23 protein-coding genes and 3 tRNA genes are annotated in these 22,586 nt (G+C 42.7%); 15 read left to right on the top strand and 11 right to left on the bottom strand.

The window, feature by feature from the left end; genetic code table 11:
* Positions 1–281: 281 nt before the first annotated feature.
* The 3 genes from trpC to F899_RS05870 are packed head-to-tail and all read right to left on the bottom strand — an operon-like array spanning position 282 to position 2,746.
* Positions 282–1,088, bottom strand: a complete 807-nt coding sequence (gene trpC / locus F899_RS05860) for an indole-3-glycerol phosphate synthase TrpC (RefSeq protein WP_005221426.1) — start codon at positions 1,086–1,088, stop codon at positions 282–284.
* Between the two features lie 20 nt (positions 1,089–1,108).
* The gene (gene trpD, locus F899_RS05865; RefSeq protein ID WP_034434201.1) at positions 1,109–2,155 is read right to left on the bottom strand and encodes an anthranilate phosphoribosyltransferase; all 1,047 of its coding nucleotides are present in this window, start codon (positions 2,153–2,155) and stop codon (positions 1,109–1,111) included.
* 6 nt (positions 2,156–2,161) lie between these two features.
* Entirely contained in the window at positions 2,162–2,746 is a 585-nt protein-coding gene (locus F899_RS05870) for an anthranilate synthase component II (RefSeq protein ID WP_004893775.1), read from the bottom strand.
* An 806-nt stretch (positions 2,747–3,552) separates the two neighbouring features.
* On the opposite strand from F899_RS05870, the gene glnA reads away from it, so the two are divergent.
* The 6 genes from glnA (at position 3,553) to F899_RS05900 (ending at position 8,442) form a co-directional block, all read left to right on the top strand.
* On the top strand, positions 3,553–4,962 hold the full coding sequence (gene glnA / locus F899_RS05875; protein WP_004810587.1) for a type I glutamate--ammonia ligase: 1,410 nt from the start codon (positions 3,553–3,555) through the stop codon (positions 4,960–4,962).
* Between the two features lie 86 nt (positions 4,963–5,048).
* Positions 5,049–5,324, top strand: a complete 276-nt coding sequence (locus F899_RS05880; RefSeq protein WP_004893922.1) for a hypothetical protein — start codon at positions 5,049–5,051, stop codon at positions 5,322–5,324.
* Positions 5,317–5,838 (top strand): chorismate--pyruvate lyase family protein, encoded by a 522-nt coding sequence (locus F899_RS05885; protein ID WP_017401580.1) that lies wholly within the window; start codon positions 5,317–5,319, stop codon positions 5,836–5,838. Before F899_RS05880 ends, F899_RS05885 begins: the two co-directional genes overlap by 8 nt.
* Positions 5,839–5,844: 6 nt before the next feature.
* On the top strand, positions 5,845–6,723 hold the full coding sequence (gene ubiA, locus F899_RS05890) for a 4-hydroxybenzoate octaprenyltransferase (protein WP_004893927.1): 879 nt from the start codon (positions 5,845–5,847) through the stop codon (positions 6,721–6,723).
* Positions 6,724–6,886: 163 nt separating this feature from the next.
* Positions 6,887–8,056, top strand: a complete 1,170-nt coding sequence (locus F899_RS05895; RefSeq protein ID WP_228127789.1) for an alpha/beta hydrolase — start codon at positions 6,887–6,889, stop codon at positions 8,054–8,056.
* A gap of 119 nt (positions 8,057–8,175) precedes the next feature.
* Positions 8,176–8,442, top strand: coding sequence for a hypothetical protein (locus F899_RS05900; protein ID WP_005221434.1), 267 nt, complete (start codon positions 8,176–8,178; stop codon positions 8,440–8,442).
* An 18-nt stretch (positions 8,443–8,460) separates the two neighbouring features.
* Here the strand turns inward: F899_RS05900 and F899_RS05905 are convergent, their stop codons facing one another.
* The 6 genes from F899_RS05905 to F899_RS05930 all read right to left on the bottom strand — a co-directional run bounded on the left by F899_RS05905 (position 8,461) and on the right by F899_RS05930 (position 11,173).
* On the bottom strand, positions 8,461–8,904 hold the full coding sequence (locus tag F899_RS05905) for a DUF2726 domain-containing protein (protein ID WP_026056769.1): 444 nt from the start codon (positions 8,902–8,904) through the stop codon (positions 8,461–8,463).
* Positions 8,905–8,963: 59 nt separating this feature from the next.
* Positions 8,964–9,039, bottom strand: a tRNA-Asn gene (locus F899_RS05910).
* 288 nt (positions 9,040–9,327) lie between these two features.
* Positions 9,328–9,403, bottom strand: a tRNA-Asn gene (locus tag F899_RS05915).
* Positions 9,404–9,409: 6 nt separating this feature from the next.
* Positions 9,410–9,485, bottom strand: a tRNA-Asn gene (locus F899_RS05920).
* Between the two features lie 148 nt (positions 9,486–9,633).
* Positions 9,634–10,260 (bottom strand): superoxide dismutase, encoded by a 627-nt coding sequence (locus F899_RS05925; RefSeq protein WP_005221437.1) that lies wholly within the window; start codon positions 10,258–10,260, stop codon positions 9,634–9,636.
* A 154-nt stretch (positions 10,261–10,414) separates the two neighbouring features.
* Entirely contained in the window at positions 10,415–11,173 is a 759-nt protein-coding gene (locus tag F899_RS05930; RefSeq protein WP_005221439.1) for a Nif3-like dinuclear metal center hexameric protein, read from the bottom strand.
* 172 nt (positions 11,174–11,345) lie between these two features.
* Here F899_RS05930 and F899_RS05935 point away from each other — a divergent pair, with 172 nt between their 5' ends.
* The 9 genes from F899_RS05935 to F899_RS05975 all read left to right on the top strand — a co-directional run bounded on the left by F899_RS05935 (position 11,346) and on the right by F899_RS05975 (position 19,360).
* Entirely contained in the window at positions 11,346–12,527 is a 1,182-nt protein-coding gene (locus tag F899_RS05935) for a trypsin-like peptidase domain-containing protein (RefSeq protein WP_004810569.1), read from the top strand.
* Positions 12,528–12,667: 140 nt separating this feature from the next.
* Positions 12,668–12,925, top strand: a complete 258-nt coding sequence (locus tag F899_RS05940; protein WP_004810565.1) for a hypothetical protein — start codon at positions 12,668–12,670, stop codon at positions 12,923–12,925.
* A gap of 80 nt (positions 12,926–13,005) precedes the next feature.
* Positions 13,006–13,803 carry a pyrimidine utilization protein D gene (gene rutD / locus F899_RS05945; protein WP_005221441.1) on the top strand — a complete coding sequence of 266 codons (798 nt, stop codon included), beginning with the start codon at positions 13,006–13,008 and terminating at the stop codon, positions 13,801–13,803.
* A 330-nt stretch (positions 13,804–14,133) separates the two neighbouring features.
* Positions 14,134–15,240, top strand: coding sequence for a pyrimidine utilization protein A (rutA, locus tag F899_RS05950; RefSeq protein WP_005221443.1), 1,107 nt, complete (start codon positions 14,134–14,136; stop codon positions 15,238–15,240).
* Positions 15,237–15,998, top strand: coding sequence for a pyrimidine utilization protein B (gene rutB, locus F899_RS05955; protein ID WP_004646492.1), 762 nt, complete (start codon positions 15,237–15,239; stop codon positions 15,996–15,998). Before rutA ends, rutB begins: the two co-directional genes overlap by 4 nt.
* Before the next feature lie 33 nt (positions 15,999–16,031).
* On the top strand, positions 16,032–16,412 hold the full coding sequence (gene rutC, locus F899_RS05960; protein WP_005221446.1) for a pyrimidine utilization protein C: 381 nt from the start codon (positions 16,032–16,034) through the stop codon (positions 16,410–16,412).
* Between the two features lie 143 nt (positions 16,413–16,555).
* On the top strand, positions 16,556–17,074 hold the full coding sequence (rutF, locus tag F899_RS05965; RefSeq protein WP_416201955.1) for an NADH-dependent FMN reductase RutF: 519 nt from the start codon (positions 16,556–16,558) through the stop codon (positions 17,072–17,074).
* Between the two features lie 33 nt (positions 17,075–17,107).
* Entirely contained in the window at positions 17,108–18,469 is a 1,362-nt protein-coding gene (gene rutG / locus F899_RS05970) for a pyrimidine utilization transport protein G (RefSeq protein ID WP_005221449.1), read from the top strand.
* Between the two features lie 51 nt (positions 18,470–18,520).
* Positions 18,521–19,360 (top strand): NAD(P)-dependent oxidoreductase, encoded by an 840-nt coding sequence (locus F899_RS05975; RefSeq protein WP_005221450.1) that lies wholly within the window; start codon positions 18,521–18,523, stop codon positions 19,358–19,360.
* A gap of 134 nt (positions 19,361–19,494) precedes the next feature.
* Here the strand turns inward: F899_RS05975 and F899_RS05980 are convergent, their stop codons facing one another.
* Both F899_RS05980 and F899_RS05985 read right to left on the bottom strand, forming a co-directional pair.
* On the bottom strand, positions 19,495–19,887 hold the full coding sequence (locus F899_RS05980) for a carboxymuconolactone decarboxylase family protein (protein ID WP_004782744.1): 393 nt from the start codon (positions 19,885–19,887) through the stop codon (positions 19,495–19,497).
* Between the two features lie 166 nt (positions 19,888–20,053).
* Complete coding sequence (locus F899_RS05985; RefSeq protein WP_005221451.1) at positions 20,054–22,558, bottom strand: acyl-CoA dehydrogenase; 2,505 nt, start codon at positions 22,556–22,558, stop codon at positions 20,054–20,056.
* Positions 22,559–22,586: the final 28 nt, after the last annotated feature.

Here is a 22,586-nt window from a genome sequence, read left to right on the forward strand (position 1 = left end):
ATTGCGCGCATACTGTTTAGGTATTCTGTTCAAGTGAATATTTAAATGAAATTTAAACGTGAATATACAATAAGAGCTCACGTTTATTATTTGATTTTTTAGGTCTTACTGTTCATATAAGCAGAATGTATTTGATTATATCCAGGCTGATAGGCTGAATTTTAGAGAGAGATTTCAAGCTGGGGCAGAACAGAAAAACAGATAAATTAGAAGGTCTAAAAGTTGATTCAGGGAGTGGGAAGAATCAGGGCAAAACGAATTTTGCCCTGAATTGAAAATTTTTATACAGTTTCTGGTTCACCAAACAGGTCGCGGAATGCATGATCCGGACGTGGCTGTTTCATAAAGCTTTCACCAACCAGAAAGGCATGAATATCATGTTCCTGCATCATCGCGACATCTGCAGGTGTTGCTATACCACTTTCAGTCACCAACAAGCGAGATGGATCGAGTAACTGTTTTAAACGCAGTGAGGTATTTAAATCAACATCAAAGGTCTTCAAGTTACGGTTATTTACACCCAACAGGCAGCGATCTGAAAGTTTAAGCGCACGTTCAAGTTCGGCTTCATCATGCACTTCGACTAAAATATCCAGATTATGCTCAAAAGCAGTCTTCGACATTTCTTCCAGTTGCTGATCAGACAGGCAAGCCACGATCAGCAAGATACAGTCTGCATGTAAAGCACGCGCTTCAATCACCCCATAAGGATCAATCAGGAAATCTTTACGTAGGGCTGGCAAATCACAATGCGAACGTGCAATCTGAATATTCTCATCAGCACCCTGGAAGAAATCCACATCGGTCAAGACGGACAAACATGCAGCGCCTGCATCCTGATACTGTGCGGCAATTTCCGCTGGATTAAAGTTTTCACGGATAATGCCTTTGGATGGAGACGCTTTCTTGATTTCAGCAATCACCCCCGGGTGCTTAGCCAGCAATGATTGAGCAAAGCCACGTACAGGTGTGGCAGCTTGAGCCAGCTCTTCAACATCCTTATAACTTTTTTGCTTCAGACGTGTAGCAAATTCTTCTTTTTTCCGGTCTACGATCTTACCTAGAATTGTATTTGCGATATCTACCATGATTAAAAATTCCTGCTGTCTTAGATGTCGTATTCTTTGAGCGTATTGCCAAATTCTGCCAAAATGCCCATTTTTTCTAGAGCTTGCCCCCCATAAATAATGTCATGGGCAAGAGCAACACCTTGTTTATAGCTGGTGGTTAAACCAGCTACATAGATACCTGCACCAGCATTAAGCGCCACCATATTTGCGGCTTTCTCACCAATTTCAGATTTCTTTTTGCTTAACGCGTCTTTAATCAGTTTTAAGCTGTCGGCAGCACTGTCAATGGTTAGACCTGTTAAGGTTTGAGAGGCAATATCGACCTGTTCAGGAATGATTTCCCATTCAGTGATTTCACCATTCTTGAGTTCAGCCACATAAGTTTTAGATGCTAAACTGATTTCATCTAAACCATCTTGTGAATGCACCACCATGACATGTTCAGCACCGAGTTGCTTAAGCACTTCAGCCATTGGGCGGCACAATTCATGCGAGAAGACACCAATGACAAAGCGTTTTACTCCAGCCGGATTCGTAAGCGGGCCGAGTAAGTTAAAAATACTACGGAAACCCAATTCTTTACGTGGCGTAGCGGCATATTTCATGGCTTTGTGGTGATTTGGGGCGAATAAAAACCCTACACCAATTTCACGAATGCAACGTTCACTTTGCTCAAGACTCAGATCAAGGCGAATACCTGCTTGCTCTAGGACATCGGATGAACCGGATTTACCAGATACACCACGACCGCCATGTTTAGCAACAGTTCCGCCTGCAGCCGCAATCACAAAACTTGAAGCAGTAGAGACGTTAAATAAATTCTGACCATCACCACCTGTACCGACAATGTCGACCAAATATGGCAAATCGCTGACATCAATTTTCAGTGCCAATTCACGCATTACACGTGCTGCAGCAGTAATTTCATCGATGCTTTCGCCTTTTAAGCGTAGACCCATCATCAGGGCGCCAATTTGTGCATCGGTGGCTTCACCCGACATGATGCAACGCATCACGTCTTCCATTTGTGGCTGAGTCAGGTGAATGTTTTTTGTAATATGGTTTAAAGCTTGTTGAATATTCATCATTATTTACGCATAAATTTCTAGGAAGTTTTTAAAGATTTGATGGCCATGCTGGCTTAGGATGGACTCCGGATGGAACTGCACACCTTCAACAGGTAATGTCTTATGTTTTACGCCCATGATTTCTTCCATTGAGCCATCTGCTTCATTGGTCCAGCAGGTCACTTCCAGACATTCCGGCAAGGTCGCCTGATCAATCACCAGTGAGTGATAGCGCGTCGCAGAAAATGGAGAAGGCAGGTTGCTGAAAATCCCTTTGTCACTGTGATACATGTCGGATAGACGGCCGTGCATGACACGTTTAGCGCGCACAATGTCACCGCCAAATGCCTGACCAATACTTTGATGGCCGAGACATACGCCTAATAGCGGAATCTTGCCAGAAAAGTGCTGAATCGCAGGAATAGAAATACCGGCTTCACTTGGAGAACATGGACCAGGGCCAATGACCAGATATTTAGGTTGCCATCGCTCAATATCTTCTAAAGTCACGGCATCATTACGGACTACTTTTACTTCTTGATTCAGCTCGCCAAAGTACTGGACGATGTTGTAAGTAAAGGAGTCATAGTTGTCGATCATTAAAAGCATGAGCTTAACCTATTGAAATTAATGCACTTAAATTGTGCTTGAGTAATTCAGAGCGTGCTTTATTAGCAGTTTTTTAGCTAGCTAGAAAAGCTGATTAAACTGTTGATTTCATTGTGTGAAAATAAAGCGACAATCATCATAGCAAATAATCTGAAACTACGGCGCAACAATTTGCCCAATTTTTCTGCTTAGCCAAATGAACAGGGTTGATAAGGCTCAACACACACGGGGATATAACCAAAATATAGTAAATAACTAAAAGTAAGTTAAGGTCAAAAAATATGTATACATAATTTTGATGTTTTAATTTTTTTATGAGTTGCTTTAAAAAACAACAGTTGATTAGCAGGCGGAGAAAACGGAACAGTATTCTTATCGTTTATTTATCTAAAGTGACTCAATTTGGTGAGTATTTTCTTAACCTTAGTCTTTAAGAAAAACTGAATATTCGCAGTATAATACAAAAATACCTTTTAAATCGATTAAAAACTCACCTAAGGTTTATAAAAGCTACATAAGCTCATCATTATTTACCAGAAATAACATCTATAGTGATTTTACCGCACTGTTAAGGTGCAGTGTGAAATCTAACGAAACAAAAATCACAGAGAATGCTTGAATATAGTGCATTTAATTATACAGACAGTATAATAGGCCGAAAGTATTTCTTTCAATCCACGTATTCTCATAAGGATTTCAAGATTTTAGCTATACTTTTAAAAGTTGGTACGGTAATTGCTTAATAACTACCAACTACTAACACGCACTTCGTAAGTGCAACAAAAAAACATCGGAGCAAATTGAGCATGGCGAACAAGGTCCTTCAACTCATCCAAGAAAGTGGCGCAAAATGGGTAGACTTCCGTTTTACAGACACTAAAGGTAAAGAGCAACACGTGACTTACCCAGCAGACACTATTGATGAAGATACATTTGAAGACGGTAAAATGTTCGATGGTTCTTCAATCTCTGGCTGGAAAGGTATTGAAGCGTCAGACATGATTTTACGCCCAGATGCTGAAACAGGTTTTATCGACCCGTTCTTCGCTGAGCCTACAGTTGTTGTGACTTGTGATGTCATTGAACCTTCAACTGGTCAAGGTTATGACCGTGACCCACGTTCAATCGCTCGCCGTGCAGAAGAATACCTGAAATCTACTGGTATTGGTGATACTGCATTCTTCGGTCCTGAACCAGAATTCTTCGTATTTGACGAAGTAAAATGGGAAATCGACATGTCTGGCGCTCGCCATACATTGATCGCTGAAGAGGCTGCATGGTCAACTGGTAAAGACTACGAATCAGGTAACTCTGGTCACCGTCCACGCGTTAAAGGGGGTTACTTCCCAGTTCCTCCTGTAGATTCTCACCACGATATGCGTGCAGACATGTGTGCAAAAATCGAAGAGATCATGGGCCCAGGCCGTGTAGAAGTACATCACCACGAAGTTGCATCTTGCCAGCTTGAAATCGGTGTAAGCTTCAACACAATGGTTCGTAAAGCAGACGAAGTACAACAGTTTAAATATGCTGTTTGGAACGTTGCGCACCAATACGCGAAAACTGCGACTTTCATGCCTAAACCAATGGTAGGCGACAACGGTTCTGGTATGCACGTTCACATGTCAATCTCTAAAGATGGCAAGAACCTGTTTGCTGGTGATGAATATGCAGGTCTTTCTGAAACTGCACTTTACTTCATCGGTGGTGTGATCAAACACGCGCGTTCATTGAATGCGATCACTAACCCGTCTACAAACTCATACAAGCGTCTGGTACCGCACTTCGAAGCACCAATTATGTTGGCTTACTCTGCGCGTAACCGTTCTGCTTCTATCCGTATTCCATATGTTTCTAGTCCTAAAGGCAAACGTATCGAAGCACGTTTCCCTGATCCAATGATGAACCCGTACCTAGGTTTCGCTGCATTGTTGATGGCTGGTCTTGACGGTATCCAGAACAAGATCCATCCAGGTGAAGCTGCAGACAAGAACTTGTACGATCTTCCTCCAGAAGAAGAGGCTAAAATCCCTACAGTGGCACACAGTCTTGAAATGGCTCTTGAAGCGCTTCAAGCGGACCAGGATTACCTGCTTAAAGGTGGTGTGTTCACTAAAGAAATGCTTGATGCCTATATCGAGCTTAAAACTGAAGAAGTTCGTCGTCTGAACACGACTACTCACCCAGTTGAATTTGATATGTACTACAGCCTGTAATTCTTCCAAGAATTTCACTGTAAAAAAGACCCGCCTTAGTGCGGGTTTTTTTGTATGATGCTGTTATTGATTAAAGATAAATGATTATGGCAGCACGTAAAAAACATACTGGCTTTTTTCCCTGGATTGATCCGCAAGATCACAGTAAAGGTTTTAAACTGAATTTTTCTGAAGTGACCTATATAGAAGTCGGACGTACACCTGAAGGTTATAAGCAGGTGGAATTCATTGCATTGCGAAATCCTGAATTGGCTTTGGATTATGACTATCCGCAAAGCTTTTATATCACCACAGATGGAATAATTCTGAAAAAACTGCCAAGTGGCAAATATGAAGTTATCGCCAAGACAGATAATGCCTGATCATGAAGTTGGGAATGTTGTGAGTTTAAAATTTAAGAATCAGCCTAGACAGCAGATACCAGCTGTATTTCGGGAATGGCTATATGCATCAGGATCATTGACCCAGCAACTAACTGATTTGGCAGATGGGCAATTTAGGGTGCGGCCGTTAAAAGAACATTTTCAGCGATTAAGCTTTGAAAATGCCAGTTGGATGAGGATGCCACATCAGCATACCTCTTGGGTGCGGGAAAGCTATTTATATGGTTGTGATGAACAACCTTGGGTGAAGGCTAAAAGTATTTTCCCGATTTTAAGCCTGCAAAAACGGGCACGGATTTTTCAGCATATTGGATCGAAGCCGATTGGCTGGCTGTTATTCCAGCGTACCAATCCGTATTGTGAGCGTCGTGTGATCTATCTTGAAGATGGGTGGACCCGCCAGAGCTGTTATACTTGGCATGGCTGTAAATTTATCGTACAAGAAACATTTTTACCGGCTTTCCAGCAATATATAGAAAATCAACAGGCTTAACTTGATATGGCAACTGCACAAGCAATTAGCTGGCGTGAACGTCTGAGCGCCTATTATTATCTTTGTCGTTTTGATAAGCCTATTGGCACAGAACTGGTTTTTTGGCCCACCATGTGGGCACTTTGGGTGGCTGCAAAGGGAATACCTGATCTGAGTATTCTGATGCTGATGATTCTTGGTGTCATCCTTATGCGTGCAGCAGGTTGTGCCATTAATGACTTTGCCGACCGAAAGGTGGATGCACATGTGGAGCGAACCAAAACACGTCCACTGGCAACTGGAATCATTAGTGGTAAAGAAGCAGTGATGGTGTTCCTGGTGCTGGTGGCTGCTAGTGCCTGCTTACTGTTCTTCTTACCGATTGAAACGTTCTATTGGTCATTTGGGGCTTTATTTCTAGCTTTCATTTATCCTTTTATGAAACGCTATACGCATTTACCGCAGGTATTCTTGGGTGCGGCATTTTCATGGTCCATTCCCATGGCTTATACCGCAGTAGGGCAGACTCCGGATTTAACCTGTTGGCTTTTATATTTTGGTAATCTGGCCTGGACTGTAGCTTATGACACCCAATATGCGATTACGGATCGTGAATATGATCTTAAAATTGGGGTGAAATCGACAGCTATTTTATTTGGCCAATACGATATTCAGATCATCAGTGTATTGCAGGTCATTAGTCTTGTTCTGATTGGCACAGCCTTATGGGTCGAAGGCTTACTCGTTCCATTTGGCTTGATTGGTTTAATTGCGGTAGCAATCGATTTTGCTTACCAGTGGTTAAAAACCAGAGACAAAGATCCGCAGCGCTGTTTCTGGGCTTTTCGGCATAACCGTTGGGTTGGCCTGATGATTTTCCTGGGAATCTTTGCTGCACTTCTGTAACTGCATACTGTCAATTCATAACAAAAGCATCCTATAAGGGTGCTTTTTTTTATGATTAATTCAAATCTGCTTCATGAAAATATAAACAACAATAAGGGATTAGAATATGAATAGCATAATGAAAAACGGTTTCAAAAAAACTTCTTTGGCAGTCATATGTTCAATGACACTGTTAATAACAGCATGTAATGACGGTGATGATGAATTTATCGGATTTAATCCAGTACAAATCTATGCAGTCGATGATGAAGTAAAGGCAATGGTCGACCGTCATGATATTTTCAGCTATAGCATGCAGAGCATTCAAGATAAAAATATTCGTGCTACAACCTTGGTCTTTACACCTAAAGGTACACCACCTGCAGGTGGTTGGCCGATTGTGGTTTGGGCGCATGGCACGACCGGAGCGGCAGACAAATGTGCTCCTTCACGTCTTCCATTAACTGGAGAGGAAAAAGATCTGGTCATGGAATTGGTAGAGCGCGGTTATGCGGTCATTGCACCAGACTATGAGGGTCTGGGTAATAATAATGAACCACATCCTTATTTAAATCTTGAAAGTGCAGCCAATTCTATTCTTTCTGCTATTAGCGAAGCTAAAAAATATTATGGCAATGTTTTAGCTGATGAGTGGAGCGTGGTAGGGTGGTCACAAGGTGGGCATGCAGCGCTTGCTGCTGCAGAATTTAGTAGTGTGCTAACTAACTTTGATTACAAGGGTGCAGTAGCAATTGCTCCAGCGTCTTATCTGGCAGAAACTTTAAATTATGGATTGGGTGTTGCTGCTACTGTTGCAGATCCCGGTACACCGGAAGCTATCCAGGCGGCAAAACAGATTGCTGGAACCTTATATGGTTATGCGGCAATTGTAAGTTCAGGAATTAAGGCAGAAAGACCAGCTTTCCAATACAGTCAGGCTTTCCTGGAAACTAAAGTTCCTCTTGCACAAATTGCGGAAGTTGAATGTTCACCACGAGTTGCTGAAGGTTTTAGGAATGATATTCAGTCTTATATTGATAATGGTGGAACGTACGCTACTTATCAGGCTTTGCAACCCAACTTTATCCTGGATGATGATGTGAGTACTTATTTAGAGGAAAACTTGCCAGGACAAAATCCAATTCCTAAACCTGTATATGTATTCCAGGGTGAACAAGATACAACTGTGCCTGCTTATATAACTACAACATTATTGTTTCCGAAACTTTTAGAGGTTGCAGAAGAAATGGATAATGATGATTTATTTCTTGATCCAGATGCTAATCATCAAACGATTATGACGCAGAATATTTCTGCTATTGTAGACAAAGTAGACGAGTTTATGAATCAATAGAAATAGAATGTTGCAAGGAGCTTCGGCTCCTTTTTTATTTGTTATCTTGCTAAGTCTTGAGCAATCATCTGAGTTTGTTATAGTGGCTCAAGATTTTAGGTCAAGAGTATAGGTTTGTTATGTCGCAACAGACAAAACCCCGCAGTGTCAAGAAACTGGTTATTTTTGGAACCCTGGCTTTATGTATTCCAATTTTTTTGGTCACGATGGCATTTCTGGCTGTAAATAGTGATGCCAAAAATCAGGAAAAGTATAAACAGCAGCAGACTGAAATGATCGCCCGAATTGAAGCACGAGAGGCAGCTGAGAAAAAGCAGGCAGTGGAACAGCAAGAAAATGCTGAAACAGATGTGCAGGCAGCCTCAGAGGCCAATATTCAGCAATAAGTATTTTATATAAATTTATTATCTTAAATCCCGTTGTAGTTGTCTGATGCTCGGTATTTCCGTGTATCGGACAACGGTATAGCCTGCTGCAATCAGCATGGCATCGCGTTCTGCATCTTCCTTTTCTTTGCCAAAATGACTCGGATCATCGAGCTCTACAATTGCAACGACATTATATTCCCGGTCCATCACTACAAAGTCAGTCACCTTGCGATTGAATTTACTCCGCATATTCATCTGGTCATGAGTAATCAAGGCACTGAAAGCAACTTGTGCCAAAATATGATGATGGGGAAAAGCATCTTTCAGACGAGTAAACATCCTGCTTTCAAAGGCAGTAATGACACGTTTGGGATAAAATTTTTGCTGGCGGGTAAACAGGTGCGGGAAGAGCAGGCAAAATAAAGCGAAACTTGCCAGACAGCCAATCACAAAAAAAATAATCTGACTCAAATGAAACACAGCAGAACTTAGGGCAAATAAAAAACCCACTTCATAATGAGTGGGTTCTTCGAGAATCTTGGCTCTCCCACCTGGGCTCGAACCAGGGACCTGCGGATTAACAGTCCGTCGCTCTACCGACTGAGCTATTGGAGAATCTGAAAGCGATTATAGAGAGATTTGAAAAGGGGTCAAGGCACTTTTAGCAAAAAGCTGCAGAAATTGAATCAAGTGTTTTAAAAATAGTCGAAAAGGTTTTTAGTTCAAACTGTTATCTTTAGTTAAAACAGGCCAGTGGTCAGATTTTAATAAGCCTTAATTCTTGTAAATGATCTGAAATGTCGGAAATAATATGGCACAGTGCATACAGATCAACACGATTTCAATCTAAAAATATAGGTATAAAAAAAGCCCACTTCGCAATGAGAGGGCTTTCTGGAATCTTGGCTCTCCCACCTGGGCTCGAACCAGGGACCTGCGGATTAACAGTCCGTCGCTCTACCGACTGAGCTATGGGAGAATAGATTGGCTCTCCAACCTGGGCTCGAACCAGGGACCTGCGGATTAACAGTCCGTCGCTCTACCGACTGAGCTATTGGAGAATCTGATCGGCATTTTAGGGAGGAATCGGCAGGTCGTCAATCAATTAATGTAAAGAAATGAATTGTTTGCTTTATAAATATTCATTTAGAGCCTAAAAATAAAAAAATCACCCAAAATGGGTGATTTTTTTAGTAAAGAAATAAAGAATTATTTCTCAACACCTGCAGGCTGGCCTGCATATTTCGCGTTTGCGTAGTCCCAGTTCACCAGGCTTTCTAGGAAAGTAGAGATATATTTAGGACGAGCATTGCGGTAGTCGATGTAGTAAGCGTGTTCCCAAACGTCAATTGTCAACACAGCAATTTTACCGTGTGCCATTGGAGTATCAGCATTAGACGTTTTAAGAATAGAAAGGTTGCCGTTAACTTGGTCAGCAACTAACCAAGCCCAACCTGAACCGAATTGAGTTGCAGCAGCATTGGCAAATTCTTCAGCGAATTTTTCGTAAGAGCCGAAAGCTTCATCAATTTTCGCAGCCAATGGGCCAGTTGCAGCACCACCGCCATTTTTCGCCATACAGTTCCAGTAGAACGTGTGGTTCCAAACTTGAGCCGCGTTATTGAAGATACCTGCTTTAGATGAATCGCCAGCAGAAGCCAGGATGATTTCTTCTAAAGTTTTGCCTTCAAGCTCAGTACCAGCGATCAGGTTGTTCAGGTTAACCACGTAAGTATTGTGGTGTTTGTCGTGATGGTATTCTAAAGTTTCTTTGCTGATGTGTGGAGCAAGATCTTCGTAGCCGTAAGGTAATGCTGGTAAAGTAATGGTTGTCATGTTTTCAATTCCTTGCATTTTGCTGGGTTTTGACAATAAGTGGCTTTATTGTAATAGAAAAACAGGCAGAAATGCGCATTGTAGATAAATAAGAATACAGAATAAAGCCTGAAATTATACGTATAAAGCCGCTGTCAAATACCGTCAGGTGAAATTAAATCGGATTGTTTAATTCGAAATAACTATACTCAATATTGAACTGCTGGGAAATAGCTTTTGCAAGGCGTTGAACACCATATTTCTCGGTTGCATGGTGACCACAGGCATAATAATGCACATCCAGTTCCTGAGCTTCATAGAAGGTCCGTTCAGACACTTCACCAGAAATATAGGCATCACAGTTCTGTGCTGCAGCTTTTTGAATATAATCCTGCGCACCTCCAGTACAGAAACCAACTTTACGAATTTCAGTTTTGTCTGCTGGTAAATGAATCGCATCAAAGCCCAATTTTTCAGAAACATAAGCCTTAAATTGTTCTGGTGTCATGGCCTGTTTTAAATAGCCAATATTGCCAATTGGACGACGTTCATTTGGATCTAATTGTTCCAGATTTTCCAGTTCCAGCAGGTCGGCAATTGCCGCATTATTTCCCAAAGTCGGATGACTGTCTAAAGGCAGGTGATAGCCAACCAGTGAGATATCATGTTGAATTAGCGTCTTAATCCGTTTACCGCGCATGCCAGTAATTGGGTAGGGTTCACCCTTCCAGAAATAGCCATGATGTACCAGTAGGAGATCCGCACCCTGAGCAATTGCGGCTTCAATGGCTCCTTGAGAAGCAGTCACAGCACACAGAATTTTATTGACCTCAGACTTACCTTCAATTTGCAAACCATTTGGGGCATAGTCCTTGAATTCATGTGCAATCAGCGTTTGGTCGCACCATTGAATAATGTCCTGCAATCTGGCCATAAATTTCTCTCTAAACCTTTCAATTGTCATCATCAAAACATATTTTGAATTGTAACTAAAGCAGCACAAATCTCTTTTGCTTTTTTTATGTTTAGTTTTGTGTTTAGCTTTACAATAGAGCACAAATTGCTTAGTCATCAATAAATTAAAAATATTGTCAGAGGATAATAACGTGCGTCGGACCTTTACATGGTTACCTTGGGTGTTGCTGATCTTAGTGATCATCGTCTTTCTAGGTTGGCAACAGTTGCAAAAGCCAAAAGCACCTGTTGCGCCAGATGGCGTCAAAATGCCTGCTGAAAAAGTTGAACCATTACTGGATACTTCACGTGCTGGTGGGGTGGTTTCTTACAGCGCTGCGGTGAAAGTGGCTGCACCGGCTGTAGTGAATATCTTTACCACACAAAAAGTGAAGAGACAGGATAATCCTTTACTGAATGATCCTGTGTTCCGTGAGTTTTTCGGTGATCAGTTACCAGAACAGTTCTCTCAGGGGCCAAATGAAAATAGCCTGGGTTCAGGCGTAATTGTGCGTGCAGATGGTTATATTCTGACGAATAATCATGTGATTGCACAGGCTGACCAGATCATTGTCGCCTTAAATGATGGCCGCCGTGCTGAAGCAGAAGTGATTGGGACTGACCCGGATACTGACCTGGCAGTGATCAAGATTGAGCTGGATAAATTACCGGTATTGCCATTTAAATTGAGTGGTAATGAAGTTGGTGATGTCGTTCTGGCGATTGGTAATCCGTTCGGTGTGGGTCAAACCGTGACGCAGGGGATTATTTCTGCGACGGGTCGTTCTGATCTGGGTATCAATACCTATGAAGACTTTATCCAGACGGATGCAGCAATTAATCCAGGAAACTCAGGTGGTGCCCTGATTGATGTCTCAGGGAATCTGATTGGGGTGAATACGGCAATTTTCTCTCAGTCTGGCGGTTCATTAGGCATTGGTTTTGCAATTCCAGCCAAAGTCTGTCAGCAGATCATGAATGCCATTTTGAAAGATGGCCGTGTAGTGCGTGGCTGGTTAGGTATTAGCTTGTTGCCTCCACAACGAAATGATGTAATGAAACCATCCGAACAGGGCGTGACTGTGGCAGAAGTATTGCCAAATGGTCCTTCCGCCCAAGCAGGTATTCAGCGCGGTGATAAGATAATCATGGTCAATGACGAACAGATTACTTCAGCCTCACATCTGATTAACTACGTAGCTCTGCAAGCTCCAGGTAGTAAAATTAGGATTGAAGTGGAACGTGAAGGTAAAAAACAGGATCTGGAGGTTGTGGTGGGTGAACGTAAACAGCAGCAAAATACATCATCGCAATATATTCCTTTACCAGAATAAAATTTAAATCGCTTAAAAAATCTCTCCTGGTGAGGGATTTTTTTATGACCAATTTTTATTTTTGGTTTACAAAACACGAATATTTTATGTGATTTAAATCATTTAATTTCATTGAATAAAATCAAAAAAGAGTAAAAACAATGAGTTTTATGACTGCTGATCAGGCCAAAGTTTTATCGAATGTAGCCAACTTGAATATTGAAATGTATAAGCCCCGTTTGGCTCAATTAATTGAGGACAATGCCCGACAAGGCAATACTGCTGTATTAACGGTATTTCCAAAACATTTGCCTTTAGAAGAGATCCGTGGTCTTTCGGCAGAATTGACTGAACTGGGCTATAACGTGCGCTTTGAGGTGCAGGAATTTTATTATAGCTTTAATGTCTACTGGCTATAATTTTATCAATTGTTCAAAAAAAATCCTGTTCAGGCATATATCTTGCTGCATTCAACTCATAGTTAAAATATGAGAGTGATATGTCTTTATCTATTCATCTTGCAGCACGGGCAGATGCACCTTATGTGGTGCTTTCACCCGGACTGGGCGGGCATGCCAGTTTCTGGAATCCTCAAATTAGAGTTTTACAGCAGCATTTTCATGTAGTCACTTATGATCAGGAAGGCTGTCATTCAGATTCTGAACTCTTGCCCATGTCTTATTCGATCGACCATATGGCCTGCCAGATTCTGGATTTATTGATCAATGATGGTATTCGAGAGTTTCATTTTATCGGGCATGCATTGGGCGGACATATCGGCATGCAACTGGCGACCTATCAGGCTGAAAGAAAGTTTAAGCTGCTCAGTCTGACCATGTTAAATGCTTGGGGAGAGCTGGATGCTCATACTCAGAAATGTTTCGAGGCACGAACTTCCTTATTGGTGAATAGCGGGGCAGAGGCTTATGTGAGAGCACAGGCTTTATTTCTTTATCCGCCGCAATGGATCTCGACTCATATTGATCAGTTAACTGAAGCAGAAAATAAGCAGCTTTTAGATTTTCCTCCAATTTCAAATGTTCTAGCACGCTTACAAGCTGTACAGGCCTTTAAACTGAACGAAGAGCATCAGCAAGCACTCAAAGATGTTCGTGTGCATCTGCTTGCCAATCAGGATGATTTTCTGGTGCCTTATCAACGGTCACAGCAATTACAGCAATGCCTGCCGCATAGTTACCTCAGTTTGCTTGCTACAGGTGCGCATGCCTCCACTGTGACCGAGACAGATCAGGTCAATCAACGGATCCTTTCCTTCCTGATTTCCCCCTTAGCTTGAAGATTTTTTAAAAGCCAGACCTCGTGTCTGGTTTTTCATTTTTTCTAATCAATCATTTTGTAGCATCAGCATGGTTTTTACTTCGAATTGATGCATGAACTGCAAATGCACAAATTGCTACGAGTGCACTTGAATGAAACAGTATGTTCAAAATTGACTCATAGGTAAAAATAGATATTTTACTAAAAATTCAAAAAATAAAATATTAAGTGTATGATATTTATAAATTAAATATAGTTGGCACACGCTTTGCAATGTTTATCTTGTAAATAAAATTCCCGAAGTGGAATCAGAATTTTGAATAAGTGTTAAAAATAATGAGGTGTGAAAATGAAAATAGGTGTCTTCTGTCCAATCGGAAATAATGGCTGGTTACTCTCTGAAAATGCACCGCAGTACATGCCGACTTTTGAGTTAAATAAACAAATCGTACAGCGCGCTGAGCACTATGGTTTCGATTTCGCACTTTCCATGATCAAGCTGCGTGGCTTTGGCGGCAAGACTGAATTCTGGGAACATAACCTGGAAACGTTTACCCTGATGGCAGGTCTTGCGGCTGTCACCAGCAAAATTAAAATTTTCGCAACTGCCGCAACTCTGGTGATGCCACCTGCAATTGTCGCGCGCATGGCATCAACCATTGATTCGATTTCAAATGGCCGTTTTGGTCTGAATGTCGTAACTGGCTGGCAGCCACCTGAATATACCCAAATGGGTATGTGGCCAGGTAATGACTATTTTGGCAAACGCTATGAATATCTGTCTGAATATGTACAAATTCTGCGTGAACTTTGGGCGACTGGTAAATCAGACTTTAAAGGCGAACATTTCCAGATGGAAGATTGCCGTGTTAGCCCACGTCCACAAGCCGACATGAAGATTATCTGTGCAGGTCAATCTGATGCAGGTTTAGAGTTTTCTGCACAATATGCTGACTATAACTTCGTGTTTGGTAAAGGCCTGAATACTCCAACAGCTTATGCAGAAATTAATGACCGCCTCAAAGAAAAAACAGATGTGACTGGCCGTGATGTACAGACTTATGTGCTGTTTATGGTGATTGCTGCAGAAACTGATGAAGAAGCGCAAGCCAAATGGCAGCACTATAACGATGGTGCTGATATGGAAGCGATTAACTGGCTGATGAATCAAGGCGGTAAAGATACCACTTCCGGTGCAGACACCAATATCCGTCAAATGGCTTCTAGCGTATCTCCAGTGAATATCAATATGGGTACGCTGGTGGGTTCTTATGAAAATGTGGCACGAATGTTGGATGAAATTGGTGAGATCAAAGGTACGGAAGGCGTACTACTAACTTTTGATGATTTTATTCAAGGGGTTGAAGACTTTGGTCAAAAAATCCAGCCGCTAATGAAATGCCGTGATCATATTGTCATTGAAGATGCAGCGCCAGTTTTGGAGAAAAGCGCATGAGTGAATCAGTCGTAACAGCCGGTTTTACGGAAAAACTCGGCACAGGAAAAACGCTTAAAGCGGAACCCGAAGCGATTTGTCTTGCACCAGAACAGACAGCCTTGATTGTGATTGATATGCAAAATGCCTATACCTCTCAGGGTGGCTATCTGGATCTGGCGGGCTTTGATGTCTCGAAAACCAAGCCCGTGGTTGAAAATATTAAAAAGGCCGTTGATGCCGCACATGCAGCCGGTATTCAGGTGATTTATTTCAAAAATGGCTGGGATGCAGAATATAAGGAAGCGGGTGGTAAGGACTCTCCAAATTTCCATAAATCCAATGCCTTAAAGACCATGCGTAAACGTCCTGAATTACAGGGGCAATTGTTAGCAAAAGGTGGCTGGGATTTTGAGCTGATTGATGAGTTAAAGCCACTGCCACAAGACCTGGTGATCGAAAAGCCACGTTATAGCGGTTTCTTTAATACTGCGCTGGACAGCATGTTGCGTGTAAGAGGAATTCGCAATCTGGTCTTTGTGGGGATTGCCACCAACGTGTGTGTGGAGTCGACACTACGTGATGGCTTCTTCTTAGAATATTTTGGTATCGCACTTGCTGATGCCTGCCATCAGGCCGGTCCAGTCGAAGCGCATGAAGCCAGTCTGTATAACATCAAGACTTTCTTTGGCTGGGTATCAGATACCAAAAATTTTGTAGAGACCTTTCAAAAAGAAAGTGAGTCACTAAAAGAAACTAAATTAGCTGTAAGCGCATAAAGAATTAAAGAACAGAATTAAGGAAAAAATAGTATGCCTAAAGAAATCATTATTCCAGCAGGAACTTCAAAACCGTTAGCGCCGTTTGTACCGGCAACCAAGGCCGACAATATTGTCTATGTATCAGGCACGCTGGCCTTTGATGAAAATAATAACGTGGTGCATGTCGGTGATGCCGCGGCCCAGACCCGTCATATTCTGGAAACCATCAAGCGTGTCATTGAAGAAGCCGGTGGCAGCATGGATGACGTCACTTTCAATCATGTGTTTGTCAAAGACTGGGCAGATTATGCAGCAATTAATACCGTTTATGCAGAGTATTTTCCGGGAGATAAACCGGCACGATATTGCGTACAGACGGGCTTAGTCAAACCTGAGGCGCTGGTCGAAATCGCCTCGATTGCTCATGTATAAGCCGAACCACCTGATTCAATTTCATCTATATCAGCCCTAAGTCTGTCACTGAAAACTGACTTGGGGCGGAGGAGAACAGCATGAATGCCAAATTGTCTAAAATCATTGACGAAGCAGTTGCAGAAAACAGTGCATTAAATAAGGTGGTAAAGACTGAAAACGCAGCTGAAGTATTTACTCAGGTCGATCAGCAGATTTTCCGTCAAGGCATGTCCAATCTGGGTACGGCAGTGAATGTGATTACTACACAAGGTCGTTCAGGCATGGCTGGATTTACCGCATCCGCCGTGTGTAGTGTGACTGATACGCCACCGACTTTGTTGGTCTGTCTGAACCGTTTAGCATCAGTTTACGAAACTTTTAAAAATAATCAGGTGTTGTGTGTGAATACCCTAGCTTCACATCAGCAGCATCTATCCAATCTGTTTGGTGGAAAAACACCGATGGCAGAGCGTTTCAGTCAGGGGAACTGGAAAACTTTGCTGACCCAGTCACCTGTACTTGAGGATGCCTTGGTCAGTTTTGATTGTGAGGTGGTGCAGCAAGTATCTGTAGGCAGTCATGACGTGCTGTTCTGTGAAGTGAAAGCCATGTGCCAGCGTCAAGGCAATGCGCTGATGTACTTTAACCGTTCTTACTGTGAGCCACACAAAATGTGCTAAATCAATTCAGTCCTAATCAAGGAGGGGAAGCCCATGCAAGAAAAAGAAACGTGGTTTCCAAAATTTAAGCCTTACCAAGGCAATATCGATATAACCCCAGTGCAAACAGATGAATATCTGCCTGCTGGAAAAAGTATTATTCTCGGGTTGCAGCATGTGTTTGCCATGTTTGGCGCAACCGTGCTGGCACCCTTATTAATGGGGTTTGATCCCAATCTCACGATTTTCATTACTGGGATTGGGACCATTTTATTTTTCCTGATCACGGGCGGTCGATTGCCTAGTTATCTGGGATCAAGCTTTGCCTTTATTGGTGCGGTCGTCGCAGTGACGGGTTATTCTGGAGTTGGAGCGAATCCAAATATCGGACTGGCCCTTGGCGGCACCATTGCTTGCGGTATCGTTTATGCCTTGATTGGGCTACTGGTGATGAAAACTGGTACCAACTGGATTGAAAAACTGATGCCACCTGTAGTGACAGGCGTGATCGTGATGATCATCGGTTTGAACTTGGCGCCCGTGGCGATTAAGAGTGTTTCAGCGAACCAGTTTGATTCGTGGATGGCTTTAATCACGATTATCTGTATCAGTGTGATTGCTGTGTTTACCCGAGGAATGGTACGCCGTCTATTATTGTTATTGGGCTTATTATCTTCCTACCTGATTTATTTCCTTTTCACCAATGTGATGGGCTTCGGACCTGCGATTGATTTTACCAAAGTCAGTGAAGCAGCATGGTTTGGTTTGCCGAATTTCCAGAGTCCGGTCTTTGAAATGAATGCCATGCTGATGATTGCACCAGTGGCAATTATCTTGGTTGCAGAAAATCTAGGGCACTTTAAGGCAGTCTCTGCGATGACCGGTAAAAACCTGTCTCCATATATGGGTCGTGGTTTCTTTGCTGATGGGGTGTGTACTTCATTGTCCGCTTCTGTCGGTGGTACAGGCATGACCACTTATGCTGAAAATATCGGTGTGATGGCAGTCACCAAGGTTTATGCAACCACGGTATTTGTCTTCGCGGGTATCTTCGCGATTTTACTCGGACTTTCACCTAAATTTGGTGCAGTGATCAGTACCATTCCAGTGGCTTTATTGGGTGGTGCATCGATTGTCGTATTTGGTCTGATTACGGTGGCTGGTGCGAAAATTTGGGTAGATAACAAGGTTGATTTTACCAAGAACAGTACGCTGATTATTGGTGCCGTGTGTCTGATCATGGGTACAGGGAACTATAGCTTGCAGATTGGTGGTTTTGATCTAGGGGGTATTGGTACTGCGACTTTAGCTGCGATCTTACTCAATCTATTCCTGAATCGTGGTGAAGATAAAGAATTGCCAGCCTCTGAACCAGCTGAAACCGTAACTGAGGTCGAGGCTAAGCCAGTCGCTTAATATGAGGAGCATTTTTTGAGTCATACAATTGCATTTTTAGGACTCGGGGCAATGGGCTGGCATATGGCCTCCCATTTGCCAAAACTCGGACATCAGGTTTGGGTCTGGAACCGGACTGAACAGAAAGCTGTAGCGCATGCTGAAACTTTTGCAACGCAGGCAGTGAGTATTGAGCAGGCGGTTCAGGCAGATTTTATCTTTTCCTGTTTGCCGACCAGTCAGGATGTGGAAGCATTGATTGCAGCTCATCCACCCAAACAAGGTGCAATCTGGATTGACTGTACCAGCGGTGTACCGGAATCTGCACAGAAACTGGCGAAGCTCCTGGAGCAACAAGACAGTTATTATCTGGATGCGCCAGTTTCTGGTCAGACCATCGGGGCGGAACACGGCACTTTAACCGTTATGGTCGGAGGCAATGAACAAGCCTTTGAACAAGCCAAACCGATTATTGAAGCCTTTGCTGGTCTGATTGAATATGTGGGAGAAAGTGGTTCTGGTTTTGCGGTAAAAGCCGTGAATAATACCCTAATGGCGACTCACTTGTGGGCCCTGGCTGAAGGGCTGACTGTACTGAAAGGACAGGGAGTTGATTTAAGCAGTGCACTAAACTGTATTAATCATTCTAGCGGTAAAAGCAGCATGTCGGAAAATATCATGGCGCAGCGTGTACTGAACCGTGAGTTTCACAAGACCTTTGCACTGGATTTGTTGCAGAAAGATATTGGCATTGCTTTGGAGCTGGCACAACAACAGCAACTGGATTTATCAGTGATATCTTTGGTTCAGCAGGAGTTTCAGCAGATTTCCAAGCCACAGGCCAGCCAGCTGGATTTCTCCGCTGCGGTGCAAGGCTTGGAGCAACGTACTCAAATTGAATTAAGAGGATAATCTTTTCAAACAATATTAAAGACAGTCTTAAAGACGTTATAGCTATAGATATATCATTTTAAAATTTAAAAAGCCGGGAATTTTAATTCCCGGCTTTATTTATTCATTAAGCAGCTCAATAGCCTAAGTAAATCTTAATTCTGCTGATTTGCTTGATATTCCTGAATCACTTCAAGCGCTGCACGGAAGGCTTCCTGAGTAGCAGGGGCACCGCAGTAAGGCAGGCTATGCAGTAGCACTTCCTGAATTTCTTCAACTGTTGCACCATTATTCAAAGCGCCACGAACATGGCCTTTCAATTCAGTTGGGCTTTTTTGCGCGGTAAGAAAAGCAATGGTAATTAAAGAACGGTATTTACGTGGTAAAATCCCTTCACGTTGCCAGGTTGAGCCCCAGGCATGTTCATTAATCCAGTCCTGCAAAGGCTGAGTAAAAGGAACCGTATTGTCCTGAGCGCGCTTTACAAAGCTTGCACCCATCACTTCAGTACGGACTTTCAAGCCATTTTCATAATCTTGTTGTGACATCATTGACCCTCAATTTTATTATGAGTCTAGCTTAACGTTTTATCTCTTAAATACCATCGTGCAATAGTCGTAAAAAAGTGGCTGAATAGCCACTTGAGATATCCAAAGTGAGGTCAATAAATAACTTCACTTTGTAATCAAGGTCTGATTTAGATAAAAGTTCTATCTAAGGACTGGTTGAATGTGAAGGTGCACTTTGAACTGAAGTATCAGTACCTGTTGCATCTGCTTTCGAAATATGAGGATTTTCCAGCTCCAATACTTCCTGTAAATGCAAATCGAAGACATCAGTCAACATGCTGTCATAGCGACGCGCATTATAGTGCAGTAACTTATTGGCTTCTTCTTCATTAATAAAGCCTTGTTCATGCGCATCAGCCACATGATCAGCAAAACTGAGTCCCTTAAATTGACCTTTGTTTTCAGCTTTTTTAAAGCGATCCCAAAGCTGCTCAATTTCCAGTAACATGATGAAGGTTGATTCCATACGACCATTTACATCATCTTCCGCTGTGCTATAGAAAACATGCTTTTTCAGTACTTTCCGGAAAGCGTTATCTTCCATCATGACATTTGCGACTTCCTGTTTAAGTCGGTCAGATGGTTTCGCGACAGGGCGGCCAAATGGGAAACAGATAAGTTTGACCATGCCAGTAGCAACACCCACCGGGAAATTTGCAAACAGGTCATAAAACGCTTCCTGAGCCGTATATAAAGATTTCTCAATTGCCAATTGTGCATGCAGACGTTCAGCTTCAGTTTTTTTGCTATGTTCAAAGAATTTCAGGATTGCCGTCGCAATAAACAGATGGGCATGAATATCAGCCAGACGGCCAGAAAGCATTTCCTTGCGTTTAATATCACCGGCAAGTAAACCCAGACACATATCTGCAGTCAGGGCAAAGTTGGCACTGAGCCGGTTAATAATCTTGTAATAAGGACGGGTAAAATCAACTGCACTTTGTGGCGCAGCACTTGAACCACCGCTAAAAGCATAGGCAAAAGAGCGGGCAGTCCGGTTAAAGGTATAACCCAAATGCTTAAATAACATAATATCGAATGGATTCAGAGCGGCTTTTGGGTCTTCAGCTTGCAGAAGCTGTAATTCTTCATATAGATAAGGATGGCAACGCATTGAGCCTTGACCAAAGATCATCAATGAACGGCTCAGAATATTGGCGCCTTCGACTGTAATCGATACTGGAATGGCCTGATAGTTGAGAGCCAGGAAGTTACGAGGCCCCATTTGAATAGCACGACCGCCCACGACATCCATACCATGATTGACGATTTTACGCATGGTCTCTGTGGCATAGTATTTGGCAATCGCGGTCATAACTGCCGGCTTACCACCTTGATTCAAGCCACAAGTCACTAAATAACGGAATGCTTCCAGCATATAGGCATCACTGGCAATTTCACTATTGGCTTCCTGAACCCCTTCAAATTTACCCACCGAAATCTTGAATTGCTGACGGATTCGAGAGAACGCGCTGACATTCAGATAAGTCATTTCGGCACTAGAGGTAGATAAAGCCGGTAGGGAGATACCACGACCAACCGCTAGACATTCCATCAGCATACGCCAGCCTTTACCGGCATTTTTCACGCCACCAATGATCCAGTCTAAAGGAATAAATACATCCTTACCTTCAACAGTACCATTCATAAAAGGGGAGCCAGGATTATGACGTGGACCGACTTTTACCCCTTCATGATTGGCCGGTAGCAAGGCACAAGTAATCCCATAATCCGTTTTATCACCGAGTAGATGGTCAGGATCATACATTTTAAAAGCTAAACCGACGACAGTGGCAATCGGTGCCAAGGTAATCCAGCGTTTAGAGAAATTCATTCTCAATCCCAAGACTTCCTGACCTTCAAACTGTCCATAGCAAACCACACCGGTATCTGGAATCGCACCGGCATCTGAACCGGCTTCAGGACTGGTCAAACCAAAACATGGGATTTCTTCACCTTTGGCCAGACCGGGTAAATAACGATCTTTTTGCTCATCAGTACCATAATGTAGTAACAACTCACCCGGCCCGAGAGAGTTAGGCACCATACAGCTCACAGCAGCAGTGAGAGAGCGTGAAGAAATTTTGCTCATCACTCGGCTTTGAGCAAAGGAACTAAAGGCACGACCGCCGTATTCTTTGGGAATAATTAGTCCCAAGAAACCGTTATCTTTAATATATTGCCAGATATGTTCAGGCAGCATTTTCTTCTCATGAATTTCCCATTCATCCAGCATGCTACAGAGCGTTTCGACTTCGTTATCCAAGAATGCCTGTTCCTCAACGGAAAGTTTTGGATAAGGATAGCTATTAAAGGTTTCCCAGTTCGGCGCACCCATAAAGAGCTCTTTTTCCCACCAGCTAGTGCCGGAATCAAGAGCCTCACGTTCTGTCGGACTAATGCTCGGCATGGCATCCGCTAAAGCTTTATAGGCTGGCCTGGAAATGAAAGACATACGTAAAGGTTCGATCATGACGACCAGACTGATCAGGATCAGGGGAATACCCAGAATCAGTGACCAAGGACTGATAAAGGCACAAACCACTGACATGACAATCAGGGTAATTGCCCCAGTGGTACGGGAGAGTTGAAAAAAGAAAATCGCCCATAAACTGGCAATGAGAAGAAGTACGGCGAAAATAAATAGCATTGTTATATTTCTCCAGGGTCATACAATT

Source organism: Acinetobacter sp. CIP 101934 (genome assembly GCF_000369585.1).
GTDB classification, from domain to species: domain Bacteria; phylum Pseudomonadota; class Gammaproteobacteria; order Pseudomonadales; family Moraxellaceae; genus Acinetobacter; species Acinetobacter schindleri.

Excerpts from the sequence above, each read along its gene's own strand:
- trpC (WP_005221426.1), bottom strand. The coding sequence starts at position 1,088 with ATGGTAGATATCGCAAATACAATTCTAGGTAAGATCGTAGACCGGAAA.
- trpD (WP_034434201.1), bottom strand. The coding sequence starts at position 2,155 with ATGAATATTCAACAAGCTTTAAACCATATTACAAAAAACATTCACCTG.
- F899_RS05870 (WP_004893775.1), bottom strand. The coding sequence starts at position 2,746 with ATGCTTTTAATGATCGACAACTATGACTCCTTTACTTACAACATCGTC.
- glnA (WP_004810587.1), top strand. The coding sequence starts at position 3,553 with ATGGCGAACAAGGTCCTTCAACTCATCCAAGAAAGTGGCGCAAAATGG.
- F899_RS05880 (WP_004893922.1), top strand. The coding sequence starts at position 5,049 with ATGGCAGCACGTAAAAAACATACTGGCTTTTTTCCCTGGATTGATCCG.
- F899_RS05885 (WP_017401580.1), top strand. The coding sequence starts at position 5,317 with ATGCCTGATCATGAAGTTGGGAATGTTGTGAGTTTAAAATTTAAGAAT.
- ubiA (WP_004893927.1), top strand. The coding sequence starts at position 5,845 with ATGGCAACTGCACAAGCAATTAGCTGGCGTGAACGTCTGAGCGCCTAT.
- F899_RS05895 (WP_228127789.1), top strand. The coding sequence starts at position 6,887 with ATGACACTGTTAATAACAGCATGTAATGACGGTGATGATGAATTTATC.
- F899_RS05900 (WP_005221434.1), top strand. The coding sequence starts at position 8,176 with ATGTCGCAACAGACAAAACCCCGCAGTGTCAAGAAACTGGTTATTTTT.
- F899_RS05925 (WP_005221437.1), bottom strand. The coding sequence starts at position 10,260 with ATGACAACCATTACTTTACCAGCATTACCTTACGGCTACGAAGATCTT.
- F899_RS05930 (WP_005221439.1), bottom strand. The coding sequence starts at position 11,173 with ATGGCCAGATTGCAGGACATTATTCAATGGTGCGACCAAACGCTGATT.
- F899_RS05940 (WP_004810565.1), top strand. The coding sequence starts at position 12,668 with ATGAGTTTTATGACTGCTGATCAGGCCAAAGTTTTATCGAATGTAGCC.
- rutD (WP_005221441.1), top strand. The coding sequence starts at position 13,006 with ATGTCTTTATCTATTCATCTTGCAGCACGGGCAGATGCACCTTATGTG.
- rutA (WP_005221443.1), top strand. The coding sequence starts at position 14,134 with ATGAAAATAGGTGTCTTCTGTCCAATCGGAAATAATGGCTGGTTACTC.
- rutB (WP_004646492.1), top strand. The coding sequence starts at position 15,237 with ATGAGTGAATCAGTCGTAACAGCCGGTTTTACGGAAAAACTCGGCACA.
- rutC (WP_005221446.1), top strand. The coding sequence starts at position 16,032 with ATGCCTAAAGAAATCATTATTCCAGCAGGAACTTCAAAACCGTTAGCG.
- rutG (WP_005221449.1), top strand. The coding sequence starts at position 17,108 with ATGCAAGAAAAAGAAACGTGGTTTCCAAAATTTAAGCCTTACCAAGGC.
- F899_RS05975 (WP_005221450.1), top strand. The coding sequence starts at position 18,521 with ATGGGCTGGCATATGGCCTCCCATTTGCCAAAACTCGGACATCAGGTT.
- F899_RS05980 (WP_004782744.1), bottom strand. The coding sequence starts at position 19,887 with ATGTCACAACAAGATTATGAAAATGGCTTGAAAGTCCGTACTGAAGTG.
- F899_RS05985 (WP_005221451.1), bottom strand. The coding sequence starts at position 22,558 with ATGCTATTTATTTTCGCCGTACTTCTTCTCATTGCCAGTTTATGGGCG.